General features: G+C 69.1%; 22 protein-coding genes. 7 read left to right on the plus strand and 15 right to left on the minus strand.

The window, feature by feature from the left end; translation table 11 throughout:
- Positions 1–108: 108 nt before the first annotated feature.
- The 3 genes from C6C15_RS08490 to C6C15_RS08500 are packed head-to-tail and all read right to left on the minus strand — an operon-like array spanning position 109 to position 2293.
- On the minus strand, positions 109–885 hold the full coding sequence (locus C6C15_RS08490; RefSeq protein WP_105949825.1) for a glycerophosphodiester phosphodiesterase family protein: 777 nt from the start codon (positions 883–885) through the stop codon (positions 109–111).
- Positions 882–1811 (minus strand): SPFH domain-containing protein, encoded by a 930-nt coding sequence (locus C6C15_RS08495; protein WP_060921638.1) that lies wholly within the window; start codon positions 1809–1811, stop codon positions 882–884. The genes C6C15_RS08490 and C6C15_RS08495 overlap by 4 nt, the downstream gene beginning before the upstream one ends.
- An 8-nt stretch (positions 1812–1819) precedes the next feature.
- On the minus strand, positions 1820–2293 hold the full coding sequence (locus C6C15_RS08500; protein WP_025103445.1) for an NfeD family protein: 474 nt from the start codon (positions 2291–2293) through the stop codon (positions 1820–1822).
- 121 nt (positions 2294–2414) lie between these two features.
- Here C6C15_RS08500 and C6C15_RS08505 point away from each other — a divergent pair, with 121 nt between their 5' ends.
- Positions 2415–3179 (plus strand): SDR family oxidoreductase, encoded by a 765-nt coding sequence (locus tag C6C15_RS08505; protein ID WP_105949826.1) that lies wholly within the window; start codon positions 2415–2417, stop codon positions 3177–3179.
- A gap of 61 nt (positions 3180–3240) precedes the next feature.
- On the opposite strand, the gene C6C15_RS08510 is transcribed toward C6C15_RS08505, so the two are convergent.
- Positions 3241–3828, minus strand: a complete 588-nt coding sequence (locus C6C15_RS08510) for an HdeD family acid-resistance protein (protein WP_105949827.1) — start codon at positions 3826–3828, stop codon at positions 3241–3243.
- Positions 3829–4007: 179 nt separating this feature from the next.
- Between C6C15_RS08510 and C6C15_RS08515 the strand changes: the two genes are divergently transcribed.
- The 3 genes from C6C15_RS08515 to C6C15_RS08525 are packed head-to-tail and all read left to right on the plus strand — an operon-like array spanning position 4008 to position 7207.
- A complete protein-coding gene (locus C6C15_RS08515) occupies positions 4008–4406 on the plus strand; it encodes a helix-turn-helix transcriptional regulator (RefSeq protein ID WP_051582213.1) in 399 nt (132 codons plus the stop codon).
- Between the two features lie 5 nt (positions 4407–4411).
- Entirely contained in the window at positions 4412–4822 is a 411-nt protein-coding gene (locus C6C15_RS08520; protein WP_060921665.1) for a VOC family protein, read from the plus strand.
- Between the two features lie 27 nt (positions 4823–4849).
- The gene (locus C6C15_RS08525; RefSeq protein WP_060921642.1) at positions 4850–7207 is read left to right on the plus strand and encodes an ATP-binding cassette domain-containing protein; all 2358 of its coding nucleotides are present in this window, start codon (positions 4850–4852) and stop codon (positions 7205–7207) included.
- Positions 7208–7328: 121 nt separating this feature from the next.
- On the opposite strand, the gene C6C15_RS08530 is transcribed toward C6C15_RS08525, so the two are convergent.
- The 3 genes from C6C15_RS08530 to C6C15_RS08540 are packed head-to-tail and all read right to left on the minus strand — an operon-like array spanning position 7329 to position 9464.
- Positions 7329–8219 carry an ornithine carbamoyltransferase gene (locus C6C15_RS08530; protein ID WP_105949828.1) on the minus strand — a complete coding sequence of 297 codons (891 nt, stop codon included), beginning with the start codon at positions 8217–8219 and terminating at the stop codon, positions 7329–7331.
- Complete coding sequence (locus C6C15_RS08535; protein ID WP_105949829.1) at positions 8176–8961, minus strand: peptidoglycan recognition protein family protein; 786 nt, start codon at positions 8959–8961, stop codon at positions 8176–8178. Before C6C15_RS08535 ends, C6C15_RS08530 begins: the two co-directional genes overlap by 44 nt.
- Complete coding sequence (locus C6C15_RS08540; protein ID WP_105949830.1) at positions 8958–9464, minus strand: hypothetical protein; 507 nt, start codon at positions 9462–9464, stop codon at positions 8958–8960. The genes C6C15_RS08535 and C6C15_RS08540 overlap by 4 nt, the downstream gene beginning before the upstream one ends.
- 142 nt (positions 9465–9606) lie before the next feature.
- Between C6C15_RS08540 and C6C15_RS08545 the strand changes: the two genes are divergently transcribed.
- Positions 9607–10713 (plus strand): hypothetical protein, encoded by a 1107-nt coding sequence (locus tag C6C15_RS08545; RefSeq protein WP_105949831.1) that lies wholly within the window; start codon positions 9607–9609, stop codon positions 10711–10713.
- A 27-nt stretch (positions 10714–10740) separates the two neighbouring features.
- On the opposite strand, the gene C6C15_RS08550 is transcribed toward C6C15_RS08545, so the two are convergent.
- Together C6C15_RS08550 and C6C15_RS08555 are read right to left on the minus strand one after the other, a co-directional pair.
- On the minus strand, positions 10741–11271 hold the full coding sequence (locus tag C6C15_RS08550) for a GNAT family N-acetyltransferase (RefSeq protein WP_234024105.1): 531 nt from the start codon (positions 11269–11271) through the stop codon (positions 10741–10743).
- Between the two features lie 46 nt (positions 11272–11317).
- Positions 11318–11686, minus strand: coding sequence for a VOC family protein (locus C6C15_RS08555; RefSeq protein ID WP_105949833.1), 369 nt, complete (start codon positions 11684–11686; stop codon positions 11318–11320).
- A gap of 54 nt (positions 11687–11740) precedes the next feature.
- Between C6C15_RS08555 and C6C15_RS08560 the strand changes: the two genes are divergently transcribed.
- Both C6C15_RS08560 and C6C15_RS08565 read left to right on the plus strand, forming a co-directional pair.
- A complete protein-coding gene (locus tag C6C15_RS08560; RefSeq protein ID WP_105949834.1) occupies positions 11741–13066 on the plus strand; it encodes an MFS transporter in 1326 nt (441 codons plus the stop codon).
- Positions 13067–13150: 84 nt separating this feature from the next.
- Positions 13151–14266 carry a DUF4232 domain-containing protein gene (locus tag C6C15_RS08565; protein WP_158698534.1) on the plus strand — a complete coding sequence of 372 codons (1116 nt, stop codon included), beginning with the start codon at positions 13151–13153 and terminating at the stop codon, positions 14264–14266.
- Between the two features lie 15 nt (positions 14267–14281).
- Here C6C15_RS08565 and C6C15_RS08570 read toward each other — a convergent pair whose 3' ends face one another.
- The 6 genes from C6C15_RS08570 to C6C15_RS08595 are packed head-to-tail and all read right to left on the minus strand — an operon-like array spanning position 14282 to position 20871.
- The gene (locus tag C6C15_RS08570; RefSeq protein ID WP_234024106.1) at positions 14282–15094 is read right to left on the minus strand and encodes an arginase family protein; all 813 of its coding nucleotides are present in this window, start codon (positions 15092–15094) and stop codon (positions 14282–14284) included.
- A gap of 56 nt (positions 15095–15150) precedes the next feature.
- The gene (locus C6C15_RS08575; protein WP_105949837.1) at positions 15151–15897 is read right to left on the minus strand and encodes a formylglycine-generating enzyme family protein; all 747 of its coding nucleotides are present in this window, start codon (positions 15895–15897) and stop codon (positions 15151–15153) included.
- A gap of 19 nt (positions 15898–15916) precedes the next feature.
- On the minus strand, positions 15917–16672 hold the full coding sequence (locus tag C6C15_RS08580; RefSeq protein WP_060921652.1) for an SGNH/GDSL hydrolase family protein: 756 nt from the start codon (positions 16670–16672) through the stop codon (positions 15917–15919).
- Positions 16673–16700: 28 nt separating this feature from the next.
- Entirely contained in the window at positions 16701–18053 is a 1353-nt protein-coding gene (locus tag C6C15_RS08585) for an MFS transporter (protein ID WP_105949838.1), read from the minus strand.
- A gap of 51 nt (positions 18054–18104) precedes the next feature.
- On the minus strand, positions 18105–19139 hold the full coding sequence (locus tag C6C15_RS08590; protein ID WP_105949839.1) for an LLM class flavin-dependent oxidoreductase: 1035 nt from the start codon (positions 19137–19139) through the stop codon (positions 18105–18107).
- Positions 19140–19194: 55 nt separating this feature from the next.
- Positions 19195–20871 (minus strand): DUF885 domain-containing protein, encoded by a 1677-nt coding sequence (locus tag C6C15_RS08595; RefSeq protein WP_105949840.1) that lies wholly within the window; start codon positions 20869–20871, stop codon positions 19195–19197.
- Between the last annotated feature and the right edge of the window lie 29 nt (positions 20872–20900).

Here is a 20900-nt window from a genome sequence, read left to right on the forward strand (position 1 = left end):
CCTCTCGTCGCTGTCAGGTATAACGTTCGAGCCTGTGCGCTTCATCCACGTCGGGACGTTCTGCGCGGTATTCACAGGGGAATCCCAGCGCCGGAGGATATGGGGCGCTCAGGGCTTCCGGAACGTGGCGACGGCGAGGTCGGCACGGTCGGTCACGACGCCGTCCACGCCCGCGTCGATGAGGCGCCGCATGTCGTCCGCGTCGTTCACGGTCCAGACATGGACCTCGGTGCCGGCCCGGTGGGCGGCGCGGAGGAGCGCAGGCGTCAGCACTCGGATCGCCCCGTGGCGCTCGGGGATCTGCAGGGCGTCGATCTCCCGGAGCACTCTGCCGGGGGAGAGACGCACGGCGGAGAGCGAACGCAGGGCCGCGATCGTCCGAGTCCCGCCGGAGGTGGCGGGCCGGAGCGCGGTGCCGGTCTGCCGTACGGCCGCCAGCGTCGCCCGCCGGTTGGCATCCGAGAAGCTGGTGACGAGGACACGATGCGTGTGCGCGGCGAGGATGGGGCCCAGCGGCGCTGCGGCGGCCGGTGTCTTCACATCGATGTTGAACCGGGTCTCCGGGAATGCGGAGAGCGCCTCGGCCACCGTGAGCAGACCGCCGTGGTCAGCGAACAGCGCGCTCAGCTCCCGCGTCCTGACCTCGTGCACGGCGCGCGGATCGTCCACGAGGCGGCGCAGGTCGTGATCGTGGAAGAGCACGACGTCACCGTCAGCGGTGACCTGGCAGTCCGTCTCGATGTACTCCGCCCCAGCGGCATGCGCCGCGGCGAAGGCGGCCGCGGTGTTCTCCCAGACGCCGGATTCCCGCCCCTCGGCGGTCACCAGACCCCGATGGGCCAGGATGCGGGGCTGCTCGGCCTTGACGAAGTACGGGTGCGTCACGCGCCGGAAGGGGGAGTGGTCGACCCGGGTCCGACCTTCGGGGTGAAGGCGGTGCCGATGCCCTTGAGTGCCTCGGTCAGCTCGCTCGGGATGATCCAGAGCTTGCTGGACGGGCTCTCACTGATCTTCGGGAGCATCTGCAGGTACTGGTACGCGAGGAGCTTGTCGTCCGGCGCTCCCTGGTGGATCGCGGAGAACACGCTCTGGATCGCCTCCGCCTCGCCCTGGGCGCGGAGGACGGCGGCCTGCTTGTCGCCCTCGGCGCGGAGGATCTCCGCCTGACGGAGGCCTTCCGCCTCGAGGATCGCAGACTGCTTCGTGCCCTCGGCGGTCAGGATCGCGGCACGGCGATCCCGCTCGGCGCGCATCTGCTTCTCCATCGAGTCCTGGATGGAGACGGGCGGGTCGATCGCCTTGAGCTCGACGCGGCCCACGCGGATGCCCCACTTGCCGGTCGCCTCGTCGAGGACCACGCGGAGCTGCCCGTTGATGTTGTCGCGGCTCGTCAGTGCCTCTTCGAGGTTCAGACCACCGACGACGTTTCGGAGAGTCGTGGTGGTGAGCTGTTCCACGGCGCCGAGGTAGTTCGCGATCTCGTAGGTGGCCGCGCGCGCATCGGTGACCTGGAAGTAGACGACCGTGTCGATGGAGACGACGAGGTTGTCCTCGGTGATCACGGGCTGCGGCGGGAACGACACCACCTGCTCGCGCATGTCGATCAGCGGCCGCAGGCGGTCGATGAACGGCACGAGGATGTTGAGGCCGGGAGAGAGGGTCTTGTGATAGCGGCCGAGCCTTTCCACCACGCCGGCGGTCGCCTGCGGGATGATGCGGATCGCCCGCGCGATCGTGACGATCACGAAGATGATGACCGCGATCACCAGGATCCAGATGATCACGGTCGGGATGATCGATGCGTCGTCCACGCGTACTCCTAGTCGTTGAGGGGTCGGACGATGGCGGTCGCGCCGTTGATCGCACTGACGGCGACAGGCGCCCCCGCGGGGATGGCCATCGGGGTGGTCGTCCTGGCGGTCCAGGTATCGCCGTTCGCGAGCTTCGCCTGACCGGAGATCTGCGTGATCTCGCTGAGCGCGATGCCCCGGAGGTCGACGAGCGCCTCCACGTTCGAGCGCGTGGGGTCGGCACCGCGGTGCAGGCGCCGCAGGAGCGGCGGCCGCAGGAAGAGGATGAAGAGGGCGGATGCCAAGGCGGCGATGAGGATCTGGATCCAGACCGGGAGGCCGACGAAGTCGGTGACGAGACCGATCACGCTCCCGAAGCTCAGCATGAGGAAGGTGAAGTCGAGGGAGAGCATCTCGATGACGAGGAAGACGGCGATGAGGACCAGCCATCCGATCCATGCCCAGTGGTCGATGAACGTGACGAACGTCGAGAAGTTGTCCATGCGGCCTCCTTTGCCGTCAACGTACCACGCGCGAGGACGCTCGACGGGCCGCCACCGCGCCCCTTGGTAATCTGTGAGAGCCGTGCGCCCACGGCGTTCCACGCACCATGAGGAGTCACCCGTGACCGACGTTCTTCCCGCAGGATCCCTCGACGGCAAGGTGGCCCTCGTCACCGGCTCATCGCGGGGGATCGGCGCCGACACCGTGCGATACCTCGCCGAGGCCGGCGCCGACGTCGTCATCAACTACCGGAACAAGGCCCCGCGCGCGGAGAAGCTCGCGGCGCAGCTGCGGGAGCTCGGTCGCCGGGCGCTCGTCGTCGGCGCGGACCTCACCGACCCTGCGTCTGTAGCCGAGATGTTCGACGCCGTCCGCGCCGAGTACGGACGCCTCGACGTCCTCGTCCTGAACGCCTCGGGCGGCATGGAGTCGGGGATGGCCGAGGACTACGCCCTGAAGCTAAATCGCGACGCGCAGCTCAACGTCCTCAACGCCGCGACGCCGCTGCTGTCCGACGGCGCACGCGTCGTGTTCGTCACCAGCCACCAGGCGCACTTCATCCGCACGACGCCGACGATGCCGGAATATGAGCCCGTCGCGCTGTCGAAGCGGGCCGGTGAGGACGCGCTGCGCGAGCTCATCCCCGGTCTCGCGGAGAAGGGGATCGGCTTCACGGTCGTCTCCGGCGACATGATCGAGGGGACGATCACGGCGACGCTGCTCGAGCGCGCGAACCCGGGTGCCATCGCCGAGCGCCGCGAGTCTGCCGGCCGCCTCTACAACGTGTCCGAGTTCGCCGCCGAGGTCGCCAAGGCCGTGATCGACCCCGTCCCCGCGGACAACACCCGCCTCGTCGGCGACGTGAGCGCCTTCGCCGCGGAATAGTCGTCAGACGCGAGACGCCCCGGACCCGCTGCTGCAGGTCCGGGGCGTCACGCGTCCGTGGTCAGATGCCGGCAGCGCCCGAGGTGAACGCCTTCTCATCCTTGCCGAGGGTGATCGCGCGGATGATCTGCACGATGCCGAGCACGACGAGCGCGATGCCCAGGAGCAGCCACAGCGCGAATCCGGCGATGGCCGGCGAGAAGAGCACGATGATTCCGGCGATGATGCTGAGGATCGCGTAGATCACCGTCCACACCCGCGAGCCGTCGCTGCCGAGCAACGAGAGCGCGACGACGCCGTCGACGATCCAGCTCACGCCGATGAAGATCACGACGACCAGGGCGAGGGTGGCGGCGGCGACGTTCAGGTTGAAGAACGCGATGACGCCCGCGACGATGTAAAGCAGGCCGAGGACGATGTGCCCGACGCGGGACCAGCCGCCCTTGGCGCGGGAGAAGATCCCGAGGCCGATGTACACGACTCCCGCGACGACCAGGTAGGACGCGAAGATCGCCGTCACGATGACGGCCGACTTCACCGGCCAGACCAGCAGTGCGATGCCCGCGAGCAGCGCGAGAACGCCGGAGACCGCGAGAGCGACCCGGATGGATTTGAAGAACGACTTCGTTTCAGCGAGTGCTTCAGACATGGCGGGGAACCCCTTCTGAGAGAATCCTGTGAGGATGCCCCCAGGGTAGCGCCGGATCTCCGACAGTGGGGGAGGAGGGCCTCCGCGCGTCGCGGATGGTCATTCCCCGTCTTCCGGCGTCATGGCAGGATCATGACGTGACACCGGTGGATGAGGTTCGCCTGCGGGAGCTGGTCGTGATGCGGAAGGTCCGCGACCGGATCGATCGCGAGTACGCGAAGCCCTTGGACGTCGAGGCTCTGGCGCGGGGCGTGCACCTGTCGGCCGGCCATCTCAGCCGGCGGTTTCGCGAGACGTACGGCGAATCCCCGTACTCCTATCTGATGACCCGCCGCATCGAGCGTGCCATGGCGCTGCTGCGTCGCGGCGACCTCAGCGTCACCGAGGTGTGCTTCGCGGTGGGCTGCTCCTCGCTGGGAACGTTCAGCACCCGGTTCTCGGAGCTGGTCGGTGTCCCACCCAGCGTGTACCGTGAACGCGCCGCGAACGTCGAGGGCATCCCGTCGTTCCACGCCAAGCAGGTCACCCGACCGATCAGGAATCGAGAAGCGCCGCGCCCCGAGGCGCACCTAACGTGAGCATCATGAAGATCAGCATCCACTACGCCTTCCTCCCGCACACCGACGCCGACGCAGCCCTCGGCTTCTATCGCGACGCCCTCGGCTTCGAGGTGCGCAACGATGTCGGATACGACGGCCTGCGCTGGCTCACGGTCGGCCCGGTCGGCCAGCCCGAGACCTCGATCGTCCTCCACCCGCCGGCCACCGATCCCGGCATCACCGACGCGGAGCGGCAGACCATCCTGGAGCTCATCGCGAAGGGCAGCTACGGCGCTCTCACCCTCGCGAGCGACGACCTGGACGCCCTGTTCGAGCGGCTGGTCGCCGTCGGCGCCGATGTCGTCCAGGAGCCGATGGACCAGCCCTACGGCGTCCGCGACTGCGCCTTCCGCGATCCCGCCGGCAACCTGCTCCGTATCAACCAGGCCGCTTGACGGCCCCACCACCACGAAGGACGCCGCATGACCGCTGCTGAGCACCCCGCGGACACCCACGACCTCATCCGTGTGCAGGGCGCGCGCGAGAACAACCTCAAGGACGTGAGCGTCGACATCCCGAAGCGACGCCTCACGGTGTTCACCGGTGTCTCGGGGTCGGGGAAGAGCTCCCTCGTCTTCGACACGATCGCTGCCGAATCGCGCCGGATGATCGACGAGACGTACAGCGCGTTCGTGCAGGGCTTCATGCCGTCGGTGCCGCGTCCCGACGTCGACGTGCTGGAAGGGCTCACCACGGCGATCATCGTGGACCAGGAGCGTCTCGGCGCGAACCCGCGGTCGACCGTCGGCACCGTGACGGATGCCAATGCCATGCTCCGCATCCTGTTCAGCAAGCTGGGCCAGCCCTACATCGGCGGCCCGACGGCGTTCTCGTTCAACATCCCGACGCAGAAGGCCAGCGGTGTCATGACCGGGCCGGGTGGCGAGAAGAAGATCGTGAAGGACGCGATCTACCTCGGCGGCATGTGCCCGCGATGTGAGGGCAGGGGAGTGGTGTCGGACCTCGACCTGTCCCAGATCGTCGATGAGTCGAAGTCCCTCGACGAGGGCGCGATCATGGTGCCCGGGTACACCGCCGACGGCTGGATGGTGAAGGGCTTCTCGCAGTCCGGGTTCTATCCGGGGGACAAGCCCATCTCGTCGTTCACCGACAAGCAGCGTCACCTCTTCCTCTACGGAGAGGTCACGAAGGTCAAGATCTCCGGCATCAACATGACCTACGAGGGCCTGATCCCGAAGATCACGAAGTCCATGCTCTCGAAGGATCTCGAAGCGCTCCAGCCGCACATCCGTGCCTTCGTCGAGCGCGTGGCCACCTTCGCGGTATGCCCGGAGTGCGACGGTACGCGTCTCACCGAGGGCGCGCGATCCTCGAAGATCGACGGCGTGAGCATCGCCGACGCCTGCCGCATGCAGGTCACGGATCTCGCCACGTGGGTCCGCGGCCTGGATCTCCCCGGAGCCGGGCCGCTGCTCCAGGCGCTGAGTGCCAACCTCGACGCCTTCGTGACCCTCGGCCTGGGGTACCTGAGCCTGGACCGGCCCTCGGGCACGCTGTCCGGGGGAGAGGCGCAGCGGATCAAGATGCTGCGGCACCTGGGGTCCTCGCTGACCGACGTTACGTATGTCTTCGACGAGCCGACGATCGGGCTGCACCCGCACGACATCCAGCGGATGAACGGCCTGCTGCTCCGCCTTCGCGACAAGGGGAACACGGTGCTCGTCGTCGAGCACAAGCCGGAGACCATCGCGATCGGCGATCACGTCGTGGACCTGGGGCCGGGTGCGGGAAGCGCCGGGGGAGAGATCTGCTATCAGGGGAGCGTCGAGGGCCTCACAGCCAGTGGAACACTGACGGGGCAGCACCTCGACGACCGTGCACAGCTCAAGGACGCCGTGCGTGACCGCACCGGCGCGATCGAGGTGCGCGGCGCATCCACCAACAACCTCCAGAACGTGGACGTCGACATCCCGACCGGCGTCCTGACCGTCGTCACCGGCGTCGCCGGCTCCGGTAAGAGCTCGCTCATCCACGGTTCGGTGACCGGACGCGAGGGCGTGGTGGCGATCGACCAGTCCGCCATCAAGGGCTCGCGTCGCAGCAACCCAGCGACGTACACGGGGCTGCTCGAACCCATCCGCAAAGCCTTCGCGAAGGCGAACGGCGTGAAGCCCGCGCTGTTCAGCGCGAACTCCGAGGGCGCATGTCCTACGTGCAAGGGCGCCGGTGTCATCATCACCGAGCTCGGGTTCATGGACACCATCGAGACCCCCTGTGAGGACTGCGGCGGTAAGCGCTTCCAGGCGGCGGTACTGGAGTATAAGCTCGGCGGGAAGGACATCACCGAGGTGCTCGACCTTCCGGTGTCTGAAGCCCGTGTGTTCTTCAGTGAGGGTGAGGCGAAGCTCCCGGCTGCGGCCGCCATCCTCGGACGCCTGGAAGACGTGGGGCTCGGGTACCTGTCGCTCGGACAGCCGTTGTCGACACTGTCGGGCGGTGAGCGCCAGCGCATCAAGCTCGCGATTCAGATGGGTGAGAAGGGCGACGTCTACGTGCTGGACGAGCCGACGACAGGCCTGCATCTCGCCGACGTCGACACGATCCTCGGTCTGTTGGATCGACTTGTCGACGCGGGCAAGACGGTGGTCGTGATCGAGCATCATCAGGCCGTCATGGCACACGCTGACTGGATCATCGACGTCGGACCGGGAGCCGGCCACGACGGCGGTCGCATCGTGTTCGAGGGAACGCCTGCCGAGCTCGTCGCAGACGGGTCGACGTTGACGGGCGAACATCTCGCGGCGTACGTCAACGCATGATCGAGGGCCGCGGTGACGGCTTTCCCACCTTTTCTCGTCCCGCCAGATCCCGCATACGGATTATCCGATAATGCACATTATGTCAGGTTGAAGAAAGAACGCCACCCCGACCACCACCCCGTCATCCCTCGATCGCCCACCCCATGATCGCCTGCTGCACGCTCTTCAGGTGACGTTTGAACTCGTAGCCCACGAACGCGGGATGGTTGGCGGCAGCGACCGAAACCTCACGCCCGCGGACGAACGGCGGACACGGCGCGAAACGGACACCGTCAGGGGCGCTGTCGAGGAGATCCGCCGTGATCCGATAGGGCGCCATGGCCGCGGTGTGCTCCCCCGGCCCATCCGTGATGATCACGTCGGCCTCCTGCACGGCATCGCTGAGATCCTCCTTCCACGGCAGCGCGGGTGTGCGGACCTCCTCCGGGCAGGCCTGCACGACATCGATTCCGAAAGCCCGATGGGCTTCCTCCCAGGCTCGAGCGATGTTGCCGTCTGGTCCCACCACGAGGACTCGGAGTGAGCGGACATCCGTCTCGCGCGAGAGCGCGAAGAGATCGGATAGCACCTCGCACGGGTGGTTCGCGTTGGTCATCGCGTTGACCACCGGGAGAATCCCAGGGGCAGCGAGCTCACGAAGCACGTGGAAATCGGCATGCCGGACGACGAGGAGTTCGACCCACGCCGACAGGTATCCGACGATGTCGACCGCGTCCTCGACGGTGTCGAGCGCCTCCGGAGGGAAGACGATCGGCTGCAAACCCATCTCCGCAGCGCCGCGTTCGAACGAGACACGCGTCCGCAGGCTCGAGGAAGGGAAGAACAGCGCGGCCGCGCCGTCCCTCCTCGCCAGGGTTCCCGCTTCGATCCGCGCGGCGCGCGCGAAGATCTCCCTCATATCGTCCCCGGTGAGTTCGGTCAATGAGAGAAGGTGGCGCACTCCCCTATTGTCGCGGACGGCTCCAGCCTCATGACGTCGTGAAGATAACCTGTGCTCGCGCCACGATGTCATCCACTCGCGATTGGAGGAACGGGCCGGGACACTTCGTTCCCGACCACGTCTCCTGGTGGGTGATGACGTGCTCTCGGTCGATCCGGAAGCGCACCGGAACGCCGTCCAGGGTCCGGCCGTCGAAGCCTGCGAGCCACGCGATCATCTGCGCGATCTCCTCCACCTGCGCGGTGGTCACCGTGTACTCCGGGGCTCCGGTGAAATCCAGCGTCTCCACCGCCACGGACCGCCAGTTCCAGTCCGCGCCGGTGGACGACGGCTTCGCTCCCGGGCGGATGGTCTCGATGACCGAGCCGTCGTGCCGGAGGTAGAAGGTGGGAGCCGATGATCGCCTGTTGCAGCGGGAGAAGAAGTCCAACTGGTCCGTCGTCGTGCCGGTGTGGTGGATGATGAAGCGGTCGATGACCGGGCTCACGGTTCGACGATCGCTTCCCGCGATGCTCCGGTCAGCGCGCACCGTCGGATGGGCGCAGTCCTCGAAACCGAGCGGTACCTCGAGACCCGTGACCGCGCGGTCGTAGACCGGCTCGTACTCTGGCAGCCCTCGGGGGTTGTCAGGGCGGCGTCCGGTGTCGTCTGCCTCTCCCCCGGAGCTCGTGGAGAGCCAGATGCCGATGCCGGTCACCGCGACGCCGGTTCCGGCAGCGATGAGGAATCCCCGCCGCGTGTGCGTCGGGACGTGCTCATCGGCGTCCCGTGCTCCCGGGTCCTCCGGATGCTGACCCTCCCTGCGCGTGCTCACGCGGCCTGGTCGTCGTCGCGTGGCGCTGGGAACTCACGCGGCCGGCCCCGTCCTGGCCAGACGAAATGCGCGACCGAGAAGGCGAGGACCGTCCACGAGACGACGAACGCCCACCACGGGAGCGCCGCTCCCCCGCTTCCGCCCGCCAGCATGACCGACACGATGCAGGCGCCGAGTCCGACGACGACCCCGAGGACGGTGACCTCGCCGTGCGCGAGCCACCGCGCGCGCAGCGCCGAGACGAGGCGAAGGGGCAGGCCGATCACCAGGGCGGTGATCATCGACACGACGGACAGGACGACGGCGATGATGCTCGCCCCGATGAAGGACGTCACCCCGTCGTACTCTTCCGCAACTCCGAGCGCGAGGAAGAAAGCCACGATGAACAGGAAAAAGCCACCGATGAAGAACTGGCCGAGGATGAGCGAGGCGGTCGATTCATCCGCTCCTCGAAAGCCCCCGCGTTTCCGCAGGTCTGCAGGGACACGGCGAGGGGAGGTCATATCGTGATCCTACGAGGTGCACGCCTTCGCTGGGAGCGCACTCGCGCTACTCTCATCCTCAGGGACAGGCACATTTGGGCCGCGGCTCGATCGATGAGGCCTGATCCTCCGCCTGCAGTCTGGGGAGAGGTGGGGCGAGCGGATGGGCGCTAGCGATGAGAAGGGCGAAGGGCTGCTGACGCCCATCGTGGTGGGCGTGGCGCTGGCGATGTTCAGCGCAGCGGTGGCGGTGGCCTCGACATTCCTGATCGCCGATCCTCGAATCGGCGTTCTGGCCGCAGTGACGCTGTCTTTCGGGTGCGTCGGAGTGGCGGCCGGCCTCCTGCTCACGAGGCGAAGGACCTGGGGCGACCCCTCGTGGCCTCCAGGCACGGAGCCGAAGCCCTGGACGGCCCGACGCACCCGTCGGGTCTTCTTGCTCTACGGGGTCTTCCTTCTCCTCATCTCCGTGGGCGGGGTCGTCACACTGGCAGGGACGGATCAGAACGAGGCCGACGACCCGCTGCGCGGATGGGTGCTGTCCGCCGTGCTCGGTGTGGTGGGCCTGACGTCGATCATCAAAGGAGTGCGTCGGCAGCCTCAACCGGTGCACTCGTCCGATCGCCCGGAGAGCGAGCCGAACGTCGACGTGCAGGAGTGGATGCCGTTGGGGCCCTCTCGTTCGTGGACTCTCTTTCCCTGGTGGGCTCTTCACGTCTTCTCCGTACAGCCGCTTCTCCTTGCGATGATGATCGGCGCGTTCCTCATCCCGGTGGCTGCGGGACCGCTCGGCGCATGGACGTGGCCGCTCGCGGCTGCGCTGCTGGCGGCCGTGGCGATCACCATCAGCGCCGTCGTGCAGCGACGTTCGCGACCGCCGCGTATCTCACGCGACGCAACCCGTCTGCTCGTCGGCACGAAGGAGATCCCGACCGCGACCCTCACGACGGCCATGGTCATCGCGCACCCCTGGGAGCCGGACGCCACAGCCCGGAGTATCGCGGTCGTCTTCACGGCATCGGATCGCTCGCGAGCAGTGGTGGGCTTGCGAGAACGAGGGCTCCTCGTGTTGACCGATGAACAGACGGAACTCCTCGTCGCGGCGATCGAGCGAGCCCACATCGATCTCCCCCGCGACAAAGACGATCCGCGCGGAAGGTTCTCACGGATGCTGTACCCCAACCATCTGACGAAATCGGATGCCCTTCACCTCGTGCAGGAGCCCCCGGGTGACGGCGAGCCGCTGCCGGTGGGGTCCTCAGTCACGTGATCCAGAGCGCCGGCTCGGAGCCCGCTCTCACTTCTCGAAGAGAGACCTGACGGTCAGGATGTTCCGACCGTGGACGGAGGACGGGCGTTCCCGTCCGGATTCGACGAAACCGAGCTTCTCGAGCACCCGCCGGGACGGGAGGTTCCATTCCCAGACGCCGGCCCAGACGCGGTCGATTCCCACCCCGGCTGCCCATGCCAGGACGCTCTGAGCAGCTTCGGTGGCGTATCCCCGATTGTGCTCGGCACGGAGCAGCTCGAACGCGAGCTCCGGCTCCTCGCCCACCCCCTCGCCGCCGTAGACGAGACCGCAGTACCCGACCGGATCCCCGGTGTCGATGCGTTCTACGGTGAGCAGCGACGACTCCTCGGCATCGAGGATATGCGCTCGGATGTCGTCCACGTCAGGGTGACCGTCCGAATCGAGCCGCCGGTGCGCGGGGACTCGTTCGTCGCGTTCGGTCCACAGGTGCCGGAACACGGGCGCGTCCTCGATCGCCTGCCTGCGCAGGCGGAGGCGCGAGGTGTCCATCTCCGGGATGCGAGGCAAGTGACTCATCCTCGCAGTCTGGCACTCATCCGCCCCGCGCTGTGATCTGCAGCGCCTAATGGGAGGACCAGACGCCGAGCTCGTTGCCGCTCGGGTCGGCGAAGTGAAGGCGCCGGCCACCGGGGAACGCATACGGCTCCTGCAGGATCCGGCCGCCTGCGTCCTGGATCGCCGCCTTCGTCGCATCGAGGTCATCGGAGTAGAGCAGCACGAGCGGACCGCCGACGGGTCGCGGTGCGTCCGCGAGCAGGAGCCCGCCGACCTCGCTCCCGTCTCCGCGGGGCGAGAGGATGCCTGCATAGCCAGGGCCGTAGTCCTGAAAGCTCCACCCGAAGGCGGTGGTGAAGAAGCGTCTCGCCACGTCGAGATCCGTGACGACGAGCTCGACATAGTCGAGGGCGTGGTGCTGCGAGGAGGCTGTCATGCGGGCACTCTAGCCACGGCGTCGGACATCGCCGGTCAGGAGTAGCGTGGAAGGGTGCCTCAGGTCTCCCACTCCCCCGTCTCCACGCCGGGGTGGCGGGCCTGGGCGATCTGGTCCGTCGGCGTCGCGGCCTACGTGCTCGCCATCACCAACCGCACGTCTCTGGGCGCGGTGGGCGTCGAGGCCGCCGACCGCTTCCAGGCGGACGCTTCCACGCTCGCGCTGTTCGCGGTCGTGCAGCTCGCCGTCTACGGGGGGATGCAGATCCCGGTGGGCGTCCTCCTCGATCGCTACGGATCCCGTCCGATCATCACGGCGGGGATGTTGCTCATGGCGGCCGGACAGCTCACCATGGCCCTCTCCCCCAGCATCGGCATCGCGATCGTCGCGCGTATCCTCCTCGGAGCCGGCGACGCCGCCGTCTTCCCTGCCGTGCTGCGACTGGTGGCCACGTGGTTCCCCGCGCAACGCGGGCCCGTCATGGTCCAGTTCACCGGAATCATCGGGCAGGCCGGGCAGCTGATCGCGCTGGTGCCGGTCGCCGCCCTGCTGCACGCCACCACCTGGTCGATCACGTTCGGCAGCATCGCCGGTCTCGGCCTGCTCTTCACGATCCTCGTGTGGCTCATCGTGCGCAACAACCCCGCGGAGAGCGGCCCCGACGTGTCGGTGAACACGGACACCGGCGTCGTGCGTGTCGTGACGTCGGCGATCGACACGGGCGTCGGCATCCGGGCGGCGTGGGCACATCCCGGCACGCGGCTCGCGTTCTGGTCGCACTTCACCACTCCGTTCGCCGGCACGGTGTTCGTGCTGCTGTGGGGCATGCCGTTCCTCACGGCCGGCGAGGGCCTGACCACCGCCCACGCGGCGGGGATCATCTCGATCTACGTGGTCGCGGGCATGATCCTCGGTCCGATCATCGGCGATCTCTCCCGCCGCCTGCCGAACCATCGCTCGCTCGCCCTCGTCCTTCCCGCCGTCGGCGTGCAGATGGCCGCGTGGATCGCGGTCATCGCCCTCCCCGGCCCCGCCCCGGACTGGCTGCTCTGGGTCCTGGCGATCGCTCTCGCGACCGGGGGGCCCGCGTCGATGATCGCCTTCGACCACGCCCGCACGCACAACCCCGCGCACCGCCTCAGCACGGCGACCGGAGTCACGAACGCGGGGGGCTTCATCGCAGCCCTGATCGCCGTGTTCGTGATCGGTCTCCTCCTCGACGCCCAGGGCGCCGGCACCCCGGATACCTACACGCTCGACGCGTTCCGTGTCGCGTTCCTCACCCTGATCCCCCTCTGGGTCCTCGGAGTCGTGTTCATCCTCGTCGAACGCAAGCGGACGCGGATCCGCATGGGGCTGGATCCCGAGCGGCGTCGCTGAGCGCCCATAGGATGAGGCATGGCCTCCGCTCCCCCGTCGACCGCCGCCCTCCCGAGCGCCCGAGACAGTCGTAGGAGGCCCCCGTTGACGGCCGGACTGCTCGCCGGCCTGCTCCTCGGCACGCTCTGGATCGTCTCCGGTGCCATCGCTCGACTGACCGGTTCCGACATCGTGCTGACACGGTTGCTGAGCTTCGCCGGTATCGGCCCGCTGCAGAGTCATGCCTGGATGCTCCCCGGCGCGTGGGGCGTCCTCGTGCTGGCGGTGACGGCCGCCGTGCTGTGCAGCGTCGTCTGGGTCGTGGCACGCGGTGCGCAGGGCGTCGGCCGGGCTCCCGCGTTCCTCGTGCTCTGGTTCGGTGCCGTCCTCGCCGGAACGACCGTCGGGCTGTGCGACGACGTCACCCGGGTGCTGTCCTTCCTCCCTCTCTCGGGCCTGCCCGGTGTCACCGCGGCGGTCGTCGAGTCCGCGCCGGACACCGCCTACTGGGGACTCGCCTGGGGCTGGATCCCCGCCTGGGCGTTCTCGCGCAGAGCCGGTGAGATCCCTGCGCGGCGATGGTCCCCGCGCCTCCTCGGTGTCGCCCTCGCGAGCGTGGTCGCTCTCGTCGTCATCGGGAGCCTGGCCGATGCCGCGTGGCAGCGCCAGATCGTAGAGGAGAACGCCGCGCTGCAGGGCGCCACCGACGAGACGGGAGCCTTCGTCGATCCGGCGGCAGTGGGCGACCCTGTGCCGGAGCGCGCCCCGGGGGCCTCGACACCCCAGCTTCCCGCGGGCGCCTGCACCCTCGACCGAGCCACACTGCTGCTCGGAACCGCCGACGGGGCCACGGGGCACCGCGCCCAGAGCATCCGGCTGATGAACGTCGGTGAGGAGCCCTGCGTGGTCGAGGGGTATCCCGACATCGCGTTCGCGGACCAGAACGGTCATGCGCTCGACGTCGAGGTGCGCCCCGGTTCCTCATTCCTGGCGACCGACCCCGGTATCGCGCCCGTCACGGTGCCGCCCGGCGGCGAGGCGACTGCGGTAATCGGCTGGGATGCCAACGCGACGGACGGCGCTCTCGTCGCCCGCGCCCTGCATGCCGCCGTGCTCCCCGGACTCGACCGCGGCTCGTGGCCGGTCGAGCTCGACATCGTCTCGGGCTCCGAGGTCGAGATCACCGCCTGGCACCTCGGCGCCGCACCGGCCGCGCCGTGAGGGTACGCAGCGTCGTCAGCGCAGCAGGTGCTGGAACGTCTCCACGATCAATTCGACGCTGACGCGCTCCGGCACCTCCGCGTCGCCCGCCTCGAATTCCGCGAGCTCCACGCCGCGGACGTCGGCGGCCGGGATAGCGGCGAACAGCGCGGCCACCTGGTGCGGCAGCAGACCGTCGCCGACCCGATAGGCCGCGGGGATGTAGCCGGGCTCCAGGACGTCCCAGTCGACATGGATCCACACCGGCCGCCCGGCGATGAGGGCGCTCAGCCGTTCGGGCGTGCTCTCCGCGGGGCTGAGGACGGTCACTCCCGCGCCGGCGAGGAGCTCCCCCTCGGCGGGGTCGATGTCGCGGCCGCCGACGACGATGACCTGCCGCGGATCGATGCCCGCCCCGTGGCCGCTGTCCCACAGGCCGCAGGCGGCGGCGAGGACCATGCCGCCGAGGTAGCCGGAGTCGGTGGTGTCCGGCGTGTTGAAGTCCCCGTGCGCATCGATCCACAGCACCACCGCGTCGGGGTGGTGCTCGGCAGCGCTCGGCAGCGTTCCGAGGCTCGCCGCACACGTGTTCGTCACGAGGAGCGGCGTCGCCTGCCCCGCGATCGCCTCCTGCACCGCGGCCCGGAGGCCCGCGAGCGTATCTGCCGCCTCGGGCAGCGCGACCGACCAATCATCGAGCCGAGCGGGCTCCGGAGTGCCGACCACGACGGGCTCCTGCCGGAGAAGCGAGGACAGGGCGTCGGCGACGCGGCGCGCCCCGACGAGGGCTCCGTCCGTGCGGTCGGCGACGCGACCCTGGTTGAGGATGAGCGCGAAGGGCCTGGTCATCCGCTCAGTCTCCCACCCGGCGCAGACCGCGGCCAAACCGCCGGACGCGGCCTGCACTAACGCCGGCGCGGAGTCCATCCCGACGGCAGCCCTCCGTCGACGAAGGCGCGGTCCCGGTCCGCCGCCGCCGACCAGCCCTGCGCCTCCTCCTCGGTGTCGAAGGCGCCCCGGGCCACGCGGAAGCCGACGTCCTCGTGGTGCATGCGCGGCGCTCCCCCACGGCGGACCGAGGCGCGCACGCTCCAGGCGTCGTCGGCGAACCCGCCGCCGCGGAAGACCCGGTAGTCGTCGTACCGCGCGGGGTCGAGGAGGTCCCAGCACCATTCCCACACGTTCCCGAGCGTGTCGAACAGCCCGTGCAGGTTCGGGAGCTTCCCACCCACGTCCTGCGGCGTACCGACTCCGTCGGCAGCAGTCCACGCGGCCTCGGTCAGCGGGGCGTAGTGCGGCCCGGTGGAACCGGCGCGGCAGGCGTACTCCCACTCGGCCTCGGTCGGCAGGCGGTAGCCGTCCGCCGTGGTGTCCCAGGCCACATCCTCACCCTCGAAGTGGTAGACGGGATCGAGCCCCTCCCACTCCGACGCGGCGTTGCAGAAGTGGACGGCCCGCAGCCAGCTCACGTCGGCGACCGGACGACGCGGATGCCGTGCTGGGGTGCCCAGGACCTCGGTGACCTGTTCTTCGGTCACCGGGAAGACACCGAGGGCGAAGGGCTCGAGTTCCACGGTGCGACGCGTGCGGCGCCGGGCGTCGTGCAGCGTCACCGTGCCGGCGGGAAGACGGACGAGTTCGATATCACTCATGCGCGGGGCACGACGACGCTCACGCCGGAGTCCGCTCGACCCAGGTGGGGTACTTCGCTGCGCGGCCGTCTCCGGACGAGGTCCGCGTCACGCGTCGACGCACCCAGGGTCCGACGAACTGCCGGTAGTAGGCCAGACCCGCGGGGCCGGCGGTCCAGCGATCGAGCGGTGCCCACCAGGCTGCCGGCGGCTCGAAGCCGAGTCCATGCAGCACGCGGGCCGCGACACGATGGTGTCCGGCCGCGTTCATATGAAGCCGGTCCTCCGACCAGTACGCGGGCTTCGAGAGCTCCGTGTCCGGCCAGTTGAGGGCGCGGATCACGTCGGGGCGGTCCTCGATCCGCCGCAGGACCGCCTCGGAGAGCAGGTCGCCCCGGCGCTGCACGAGGGAGCCCATCGGAAGCTGCCCGCTCGGGTTGGCGCCGGAGAGCAGGATCATCGTCACGCCCTCCTCGTCGCACCGTCGCAGCACCCGGCTGAACGCATCGGCGATGTGCTCCACATCGGTCCGCGGCCGCAGCATGTCGTTGCCGCCACCGTTGAACGACAGGTGCGTGGGACGCAGGGCCAGCGCGGGTTCGAGCTGCTCCTCGACGATCGGCCAGGCCAGCTTCCCTCGGATCGCCAGGTTCGCGTACTGGATGGGGTGCCCCGCGGCATCCGCCCATCCCTGCGCGGCGATGTCGGCCCAGCCGCGCTCACGCCCATCGGGGAGCACATCGCCCACGCCTTCGGTGAAGGAGTCGCCTATCGCGACGAAACGTACATCAGCCACGCGCCCAGCCTATTCCCGGTCCCGGATGTCACCGGTCGTCCAGCGCCGCTCCGCTCCGGTCGACGAGTCCCCAGGCCGCCCCCGCAGCCACGAGGAAGCAGGCCGCGAACACGACGAACAGCAGAGGAGCGCCGCCGGCGACGAGGAGGACGGGAACGGCGAGGGGCGCCACGATGGAGGCGACGCGTCCGACCCCGGCGGCCCAGCCCGCCCCGGTGCCGCGCAGCGAGGTCGGGTAGATCTCGGGCGTCACCGCGTACAGCGCGCCCCACGCGCCGAGGGTGAAGAACGACAGGGCCATGCCGGCGCCGATGATCATCGGCACGGTCGTGGCGGTGCCGAAGATGACGGCCGACGCGGTCGCCCCGAGCAGGAAGACCGACAGCGTGATGCGGCGTCCCCACACCTCGATGAGCCAGGCCGCCACGGCGTAGCCAGGGAGCTGTGCGAGCGTGATGATGAGGGTGAAGCCGAACGAACGCACGAGGTCGAATCCGGCGTCCACGAGAATGCTGGGGATCCAGATGAAGGCCCCGTAGTAGGCGAAGTTGACGGCCAGCCACACGAGCCAGAGGCACGCCGTCCGCACGCGGAACTCCGCGTTCCAGAGGGTCGCGAGCCGTGCCCGTGCCGTCTTCGCGATGGCCCGCGACGCCGGTTCCTTCCGGAGGGGCGGCGTGTACTCGATGCCCGCATCGGCCTCGAAGGCCGCCACGATGCGATCCGCTTCCGCGATGCGTCCGCGCGACGCCAGCCAGCGAGGGGACTCGGGCAGGCCCCAGCGCACGACGAGCGCGTAGACCGCGGGGATGGCGCCGAGCGCGAAGGCCCATCGCCAGCCTGCCTCGGAGGCGGGGATCACGAAGTACCCGATCAGGGCCGATGCCGTCCAGCCGACGGCCCAGAATGCTTCCAGGATGACGATCAGCCGCCCGCGGATGCGCGCGGGGGCGAACTCGCTCACGTAGGTCGAGGCGACCGGAAGCTCCGCGCCGAGCCCGAGGCCGACGAAGAACCGCAGCACGAGCAGGGCCGCCACTGATCCGACCAGCGCACTCGCTCCGGTGGCCACGCCGTAGATGAGCAAGGTGAGGGCGAACACCTGCCGGCGGCCGAAGCGGTCGGCGAGAAGACCGCCCAGCGTCGCACCGACCGCCATGCCGACGAAGCCGAGCGAGGCGATCCAGCCGGCCTCCCCCTTCGTGAGATCCCACTGCTGTGAGAGCGCCGCGATGATGAAGGAGATGAGTCCGACGTCCATCGCGTCGAGCGCCCACCCGACGCCGGAGCCCGTGAGCAGCCGCAGGTGCCTGCGGGTGAACGGGAGGACATCGAGGCGCTCGGCGAGCGAGGTGCGGCTCGGCAGGGCGGTATCGGCCATGATTCTCATCGTAGGGGCGCCCGTCCCACCGAGCCGCGAGATGACGCCCGCTCAGTCGCGGTCGGCGAGGAGCTTCCGCACCCGAGGGATCACCTCGGTGCCATACAGCTCGATGCTCCGCATCATCGACTCGTGAGACAGGGTGCCTGTCGCATACTTCAGATCGAAGCGCCCGAGCCCGAGGGTGGTGATCGTGTCGGCGATCTTCGCCGCCACACGCTCGGGCGAGCCGGCGTAGAGGGAACCCTCGGGACCGATGTCGTTCTGGAACCGCGCGCGACTGTAGGGCGGCCAGCCGCGCTCGCGACCGATGGTGTTGTGCATCGCCTCGAAGCCCGGGTAGGCCTCGTCCCATGCCTCCGCGTCGGTGGGAGCGATGTGTCCCGGCGAGTGCACGGCCACCGGGTAAGCGGTCGTCCCGAAGGACGCGACCGAGCGGTGGTACAGGTCGACGAACGGCTTGAATCGCCCGGCCGGGCCGCCGATGATGGCCAGCATGAGGCCGAGGCCGTGACGCGCGACACGCACGACGGACTCGGGGCTGCCGCCCACGCCGACCCACGTGCGCAGTCCCTTCTCGGTCTTCGGGAAGACGTCCGCGTTGTCGAGAGACGGCCGCAGCGAGCCGGACCAGGTCACGGGCTCCTCCTTGAGGAGCTCGACGAACAGCTCGAGCTTCTCCTCGAAGAGCCGGTCGTAGTCGCGCAAGTCGTAGCCGAACAGCGGGAAGGACTCGATGAACGAACCGCGCCCGAGGACGACCTCGGCGCGACCTCCGGACAGGGCGTCGAGGGTCGAGAAGCGCTCGAACACGCGCACCGGGTCGTCCGAGGACAGCACGGTCACGGCGGTGCCCAGCCGGATCCGTTCGGTGCGGGCGGCGATCGCCGCGAGCACCATCTCCGGAGACGAGACCGCGAACTCGCGCCGATGGTGCTCCCCCACGCCGAAGAAGTCCACGCCGACCGTATCGGCCAGCTCCGCCTGGGCGACGACGTTCCGGATGGTCTGCGCGCCGCTGAGCAGCTCGCCGTCCTGGTCCCGGGTGATGTCGCCGAACGTGTCCAGCCCGAATTCGATGTCCATGTCACACCTTCCTATTCAGGTGAATGGAACACGCGGCAGGAGGCGGGCATTCCCGTCACCGAGGCAGCAGCGCGCTCCGCAGCGTGTCCAGCCCGACCCCGCCCAGATCGAGGGCGCGCTTGTGGAAGCCCTTGAAGCTGAACGCGTCGCCCTCTGCCCGCTGGACGGCGTCGCGGACCTGCTCCCAGATGCGCTGACCGACCTTGTACGACGGCGCCTGACCCGGCCAGCCGAGGTACCGGTTGACCTCGAACTGCACGAACTGGTCCGACATGTTGACGTTGCGGCGGAGGAAGTCGAGCGCGTACTCGGCATCCCAGATGCCCTCGCCCTCGAGGCGCGGCTTGCCGAGGTGCACGCCGATGTCGAGGACCACACGCGCCGCCCGCATCCGCTGCCCGTCCAGCATCCCGAGGCGATCCGCCGGGTCGTCCAGGTAGCCGAGCTGCTCCATCAGTCGCTCGGCATACAGCGCCCAGCCCTCCGCGTGACCGGAGGTGCCGGCGAGCAGTCGCCGCCAGGAGTTGAGCTCGGCGCGGTTGTAGACGGCCTGCGCGATCTGCAGGTGATGCCCCGGGACACCCTCGTGATAGACCGTGGTGAGCTCGCGCCACGTGTCGAACTCGGTGACACCCTCGGGGACCGACCACCACATGCGACCGGGACGGGAGAAGTCGTCGGTGGGACCGGTGTAGTAGATCCCGCCCTCCTGCGTGGGCGCGATCATGCACTCCAGGGTGCGGATGGCCTCCGGGATGTCGAAGTGCGAGGCGCCGAGCTCGGCGACCGCGCGATCGCTGGTCTCCTGCATCCACCGCTGGAGCGCCTCGGTGCCGACGAGCTTGCGAGCGGGGTCGGATTCCAGATGCGCGACGGCCTCCTCCACGGAGGCGCCGGGGAGGATCTCGTTCGCGATCGCCGTCTGCTCGGCCACCATGCGGGCGAGTTCTTCGCGACCCCACTCGTAGGTCTCGTCGAGGTCGATGGTGGCGCCGAGGAATCGGCGGGAGTTGAGGGCGTACAGTTCGCGCCCCACGGCGTCCGTCTCACCGGCCTCGGGCGCGAGCTCCTCGGCCAGGAAACGCCGCAGCTCGCCGTAGGCGACCCGGGCAGCCGCGGAGTTGTCCGCCAGCGTGCGGGCGAGCGAGGCGGGAAGCTGGCCCTCCTGCGGGTCGGCGTGCGCGACGAAGGCAGCGAAGAACCCGTCGTCGGCGATGTAGCGGTCGATCTGGGTCGCGACCTCCGCGACCTGGCGGCGGGCGGGAGTGACCCCCTCGGCGATGCCCAGACGGAGCGTCTCGATGTACCCGCGCAGCGCCGCGGGCACGGCGGAGAGCCGGGTGGAGACGACCTCCCAGTCCTCGACCGTCGCGGTGGGCATCAGGTCGAAGGCGGAGCGGACGTCCTGCGCGGCGGACGCGATGACGTTCAGGTCGCGCAGGTGCCACTTCGCCTCGTGCAGCTCGAGGTCGAGGCGCAGCTCCGCAGTGAGGTCGGTCTTGGTCACCTCGTCGATCGCATCGACGGGCTCCAGCGCGGAGAGCGTGTCGAGCGTGGCCCGCGTCGCCGCGGCGATCTCCTCATGACCTTCCGGGCTCAGGTCGCCGAACCGGTCGTTGACCTCGGAGCGGCCGATGTAGGTGCCGAGAGTCGGCGCCAGGACGGCGATCGTGTCGACCCATTCATCGGCGACCCTGTCGATGGCGGAGGGGGTGCGGGGTGCTGAAGTCATACCTTCCAGCCTAATCCCCGCCCCCTCCG

Origin of the sequence: Microbacterium sp. str. 'China' (assembly GCF_002993305.1) — a bacterium.
In the GTDB taxonomy this organism is placed as follows: domain Bacteria; phylum Actinomycetota; class Actinomycetes; order Actinomycetales; family Microbacteriaceae; genus Microbacterium; species Microbacterium paraoxydans.

Bases quoted from the DNA above. Each gene is read 5' to 3' on its own strand.
- C6C15_RS08500 (WP_025103445.1), bottom strand. From the start codon at position 2,293: ATGGACAACTTCTCGACGTTCGTCACGTTCATCGACCACTGGGCATGG.
- C6C15_RS08510 (WP_105949827.1), bottom strand. From the start codon at position 3,828: ATGTCTGAAGCACTCGCTGAAACGAAGTCGTTCTTCAAATCCATCCGG.
- C6C15_RS08515 (WP_051582213.1), top strand. From the start codon at position 4,008: ATGCGGAAGGTCCGCGACCGGATCGATCGCGAGTACGCGAAGCCCTTG.
- C6C15_RS08520 (WP_060921665.1), top strand. From the start codon at position 4,412: ATGAAGATCAGCATCCACTACGCCTTCCTCCCGCACACCGACGCCGAC.
- C6C15_RS08525 (WP_060921642.1), top strand. From the start codon at position 4,850: ATGACCGCTGCTGAGCACCCCGCGGACACCCACGACCTCATCCGTGTG.
- C6C15_RS08530 (WP_105949828.1), bottom strand. From the start codon at position 8,219: ATGACATCGTGGCGCGAGCACAGGTTATCTTCACGACGTCATGAGGCT.
- C6C15_RS08540 (WP_105949830.1), bottom strand. From the start codon at position 9,464: ATGACCTCCCCTCGCCGTGTCCCTGCAGACCTGCGGAAACGCGGGGGC.
- C6C15_RS08545 (WP_105949831.1), top strand. From the start codon at position 9,607: ATGGGCGCTAGCGATGAGAAGGGCGAAGGGCTGCTGACGCCCATCGTG.
- C6C15_RS08550 (WP_234024105.1), bottom strand. From the start codon at position 11,271: ATGAGTCACTTGCCTCGCATCCCGGAGATGGACACCTCGCGCCTCCGC.
- C6C15_RS08555 (WP_105949833.1), bottom strand. From the start codon at position 11,686: ATGACAGCCTCCTCGCAGCACCACGCCCTCGACTATGTCGAGCTCGTC.
- C6C15_RS08570 (WP_234024106.1), bottom strand. From the start codon at position 15,094: ATGACCAGGCCCTTCGCGCTCATCCTCAACCAGGGTCGCGTCGCCGAC.
- C6C15_RS08575 (WP_105949837.1), bottom strand. From the start codon at position 15,897: ATGAGTGATATCGAACTCGTCCGTCTTCCCGCCGGCACGGTGACGCTG.
- C6C15_RS08585 (WP_105949838.1), bottom strand. From the start codon at position 18,053: ATGGCCGATACCGCCCTGCCGAGCCGCACCTCGCTCGCCGAGCGCCTC.
- C6C15_RS08590 (WP_105949839.1), bottom strand. From the start codon at position 19,139: ATGGACATCGAATTCGGGCTGGACACGTTCGGCGACATCACCCGGGAC.
- C6C15_RS08595 (WP_105949840.1), bottom strand. From the start codon at position 20,871: ATGACTTCAGCACCCCGCACCCCCTCCGCCATCGACAGGGTCGCCGAT.